A 4088-nucleotide genomic window follows, 5' to 3' on the forward strand; every position below is an offset into this window, starting at 1 on the left:
CGTGGGTGAGGCCCTTCGCGGAAAGCGACAGGACCATCTCGTCGACGCCGGTCAGCCGGCGCCGGCGCTTCTTGACGATCTGCGGCTCGAAGGCTGCTTCCCGGTCCCGCGGCACGTTGATCTCAACCGGGCCGACGTCCGTGATGACGGTCTTGGAGCGTTTCCCATTTCTTGAGTTGCCGCCGTTCTTGCCCGCGGAGTCGTGCCGGTCATAGCCGAGATGGTCCGTCATCTCGCCCTCGAGGGCGGACTCCAGGAGCCTCTTCGTCAGCTGCTGGAGCAGCCCGCCCTCGCCCGTCAACTGCAGGCCCTCGGCCTGGGCCCGGGCCACGAGCTCGTTCAGGAACCGGTCATCGACAGCCGTCGGCCAAGCCCCATCCTCAGACGCTATAGCTATGTTCTCGCTGGTCACAGGTGCAATCCTCCATGATCAGAGTTACACCGTTCCTTTTACAGGCCCTCCCGGGTTGATCGGGAAGCTCCTATAGATCGTCAAGCGGCCTGTAGGAGTTGCTGCTGCGAGATGTTCGTGCTGGTCAGGTACTTGTAGACCTCGCGCGCTATGAAGCGTTTAAGGCAGCGGAAGATGTCCTTCTTTGACATGCCCTCGGCCGTGCGTCGAGCGACGTAGAGCCGGGTGCGGGGGTCGTAGCGCATCCGCACGAGGGCGATCGTGTGGAGTGTGTGGTTGGCCTGGCGGTCGCCGCCGCGGTTGAGCCGTGGTCCGTCCAGAGCTAGCGGAGATCGGGGAGGCACCGCAGAGGTGGGCGAAGGAGGCTTCGGACTTCAGCCGGTCGGGACTGTCCCCGGCAGTGATCAGGAGCTGGGCAGCCGTCTCGGTGCCAACGCCAACCAGCTTGACCAAGCCCGGGGCCGCATGCGCGACCAGGGGTTCGAGTTCGGCGTCGGCCTCGGCTATCTCATCGGTGAGGTGCTGATAGCGGCGGGCAAGACGCCGCAGGGCGGTCCGGACCGCGCAGGTCGGGTCAGCGAGGTCGGTGCCGGGCGAGAGCGGGCAAGCTGCGCGATCAGCTGGTAGGTGGGCAGGCCGCGCAGGCGTTCGCGGACCTCGGCGGGGGCGGAGACTATGCAGAGGACAGCCCGAGGCGTCAGTCATTCGGTGGGTCAGGCCGTCGAGCGGTGCCATGATCAATTCTCACAGTCATTCGTAAGATCGGAAGGGCCCAGGGCCCAGGGCCCAGGGCCCAGGGCTCCGGGTATGGCTGTCACTGTGTTTGCCGTGTTCGTGGCTGAGGAGGATTGGCCGCCCGAGGTCCCGCGACGACTCGGCCACTCATTGGGATGCGCGAACTGAATCGCTCGTATGGACACGTCGGCGAGGTCGTCTGCAGGGCCAAGGAACCTGTACGACTTCGGAGGTGACCGTGCCTGAACTGTGGGCCGGAACGGATGCGGGCAAGGCCGAGCACCACTGCACGGTCATCGACAAGGATGCCGCGGTGCTGCTCTCGCGCCGGGTGCCCAACGGGGAGAGCGAGTTGCTCCACCTGCTGGGTGACGTCCTGGAGCTGGCCGACGGGGCGGGCCGGTGACGTGGGCGGTGGACCTGAACGCCAGCGGCGCCGCACTGTGGATCGCCCTGCTGGTCAGCCATGGACAGAAGCTGCTCTACCTCCCCGGCCGCAGCGTCCACCACGCCTCCGGCTCGTACCGCGGTAGCGGCAAGACGGACGCGAAGGATGCCTTCGTCATCGCCGACCAGGCCCGAATGCGCCGCGACCTGCAACCGTTGCAGGAGACCAGCGAGATCGCGGTCGATCTGAAGATCCTGACCGCCCGCCGCATGGATCTGTCGGCAGACCGCACTCGGGCGATCAACCGGCTGCGTTCGCAGATGCTGGAGTACTTCCCCGCCCTGGAGCGGGCCTTCGACTACAGCACCTCCAAGACCGCGCTCATCCTGCTGACCGGTTACCAGACCCCGGCAGCGCTGCGGCGAGTCGGGCGGGCCCGGCTGGCGGCCTGGCTGAAGAACCACGGCGTCCGCACCGTCACCGTCGCCAAGAGCGCTGCCGACGCGGCAGTTACCGCCGCTGAGGCCCAGTTCACCTCCGTGACCGGGGAGAAGACCGCAGCGAAGATGGTCCACACCCTTGCGAGGGAGGTGATGGCCCTCGACCAGGAGATCGCGGAACTCGAAGCCTTGATCGAGGCCCGGTTTCGCGAGCACCCCGATGCCGGAGTGATCACTTCCATGCCCGGCATCGGCGACATGCTCGGTGCGGAGTTCATCGCCGCGACCGGCGGCGACATGGCAGCCTTCGGCAGCCCCGACCGGCTCGCCGGTGTCGCCGGCCTCGCCCCGGTCCCACGAGACAGCGGCAAGGTCTCCGGCAACCTCCGCAGACCACGACGCTACAGCCGACGCCTGTTGCGGATGTGCTACCTCTCCGCCCAGGTCGCAGCCATACGCTGCCCCGAGTCCAAGCGGTTCTACGAGCGCAAACGCGCCGAGGGGAAGAGTCACAAGCAGGCCGTCCTCGCCCTGGCCAGACGCCGCCTCAATGTGCTCTGGGCCCTCATACGCGACCACCGTACATTCGAGGCCAGCAGCCCCCAACCCGTTGCCGCAGCGGCATGACACACTCACAAGGCGTCACCGCCCCCACTTGACAACATCATTGGGAATCAGTAGTTGCCTCTGGTGAGGTCTTGTTCGTGTGGGCAGCGTCGGATCCCTTGGTGGCGCCTGTGCCGCTTGGGCAGGATGCGTAGAGGCTTCCGGACTGACACATAAGATACCTAGACATGGGAAAGTCGACCAGGTTATGCAAAGTGTCCTACAATAGGGCAAGAATCCGCTGCTGCCGCAGTGAATCCCTCGGAATCAGCCCATGGCATGGCGGGCTTGATAAAATCTCTAGCGCCACGAGTGGTCGTCTGTGAGCAAAATCAGCAAGCTCCCGCTCATATCTCCCCGATTGATGCCACGGTGCGGGAACGCGGGGTGGCTTGGTCATGTGTTTACCAGAACGGTAGCTCACAACCTCACCCACGAAGGCCGCACCAGGGAAGCTTCTCAATGAAATATCACGAGCCCTTCAAACCTCCTAAAGAAAGCTTCCACCTGCTCTTTGTATGCACAGCTAACCTCTGCCGCTCTCGCATGGCAGAGGCCATTACCGCTGATCTAATCAGTCACACCGATCGGACCTGGCTCGTTACCTCAGGCGGGACCCGGGCGCGATATAATCAACCTATTGATACCTCCTCAGCCCACACCCTTCGCTCCCACGGAATCCCCATCCCGGAGAGAGCGTCCCGCCCTCTGACAGCCTCCGGGGCTGCAGCTGCGGACGCCATCGTCACCATGGAAGCCAAGCATCGGACAGAAACGCTGGCTGTGTGTCCTTCCGTGCTCCACCGGACCTTTACAGTGACTGAGCTGGCGGATCTTGCCAAGGCTCTGCCTCCCTCCCCCATGTCTCGCTACACCGACCTGAGCCCGGAGCGGGAGACACTTTCACGCATCGTGCATATGCGCATGCACCAGCGCGCCGTATCCTTAGCGGAACATGATATCCGCGATCCCTATGGGCAGGGTATCGCTGCATGCCAACGAACCTTCAACGAGCTCCTGCGCCTCCTCGGCCTCATCACGAATGCCCTACTGCCATCTGGTACGGCAGGTAGTGGAACAACAAGAACCACGGCGACGAAGGCCTGAACAGCAACGCAATACACACTGAGCACTTTCAGTGTGGCCACTGATGGGGTGATGCTGACGGGCACGTGCAGGTGACGTAACGGCCGAGTCCCCCAGGGGGGGGTGAGGGAGGTATCTGACATCTCATCTCGGTTGCCGGGGAGACCCGTTGATTGCTTATCCTGCCGCACTTGACCCTGCCGAACGCACTCGTGGTTACTGAACCTTTCTCATCCTGATCGCCAGGCGGTCTCGAGAGTGTGAACAGCGGCGACGATCTGGCTGATGGTGTTGGTGCTGCAGTGGGCGTTGCGGAGGATGCTCCGCTGCTTGAGCCGGGCGAAGGCGCGGTCGCCGGGGGCGCGCTGACGGGCGTGGTCCTGGTTGGACTGTGCGTACTGTTCGGGCAGGTCTCGTCCGT

The 4088-nt window shown here is 64.2% G+C and carries 2 protein-coding genes and 3 pseudogenes; 2 read left to right on the forward strand and 3 right to left on the reverse strand.

Annotated features, from left to right (window positions below; genetic code table 11):
- Positions 1-391 (reverse strand): transposase (locus ACZ53N_RS36615; protein WP_469145036.1); only part of this gene is annotated, 391 nt, incomplete at its 3' end.
- A gap of 101 nt (positions 392-492) precedes the next feature.
- Positions 493-1089, reverse strand: a pseudogene (locus ACZ53N_RS36620) (transposase); the annotation flags it as partial.
- A gap of 296 nt (positions 1090-1385) precedes the next feature.
- Between ACZ53N_RS36620 and ACZ53N_RS36625 the strand changes: the two are divergent.
- Together ACZ53N_RS36625 and ACZ53N_RS36630 are read left to right on the forward strand one after the other, a co-directional pair.
- Positions 1386-2602: pseudogene (locus tag ACZ53N_RS36625) on the forward strand (IS110 family RNA-guided transposase).
- A gap of 441 nt (positions 2603-3043) precedes the next feature.
- Positions 3044-3688, forward strand: a complete 645-nt coding sequence (locus tag ACZ53N_RS36630; RefSeq protein ID WP_469145035.1) for an arsenate reductase/protein-tyrosine-phosphatase family protein — start codon at positions 3044-3046, stop codon at positions 3686-3688.
- Positions 3689-3897: 209 nt separating this feature from the next.
- Here ACZ53N_RS36630 and ACZ53N_RS36635 read toward each other — a convergent pair.
- A pseudogene (locus ACZ53N_RS36635) lies at positions 3898-4088 on the reverse strand (IS5/IS1182 family transposase); the annotation flags it as partial.

The organism is Streptomyces sp. NPDC033229 (genome assembly GCF_055576875.1).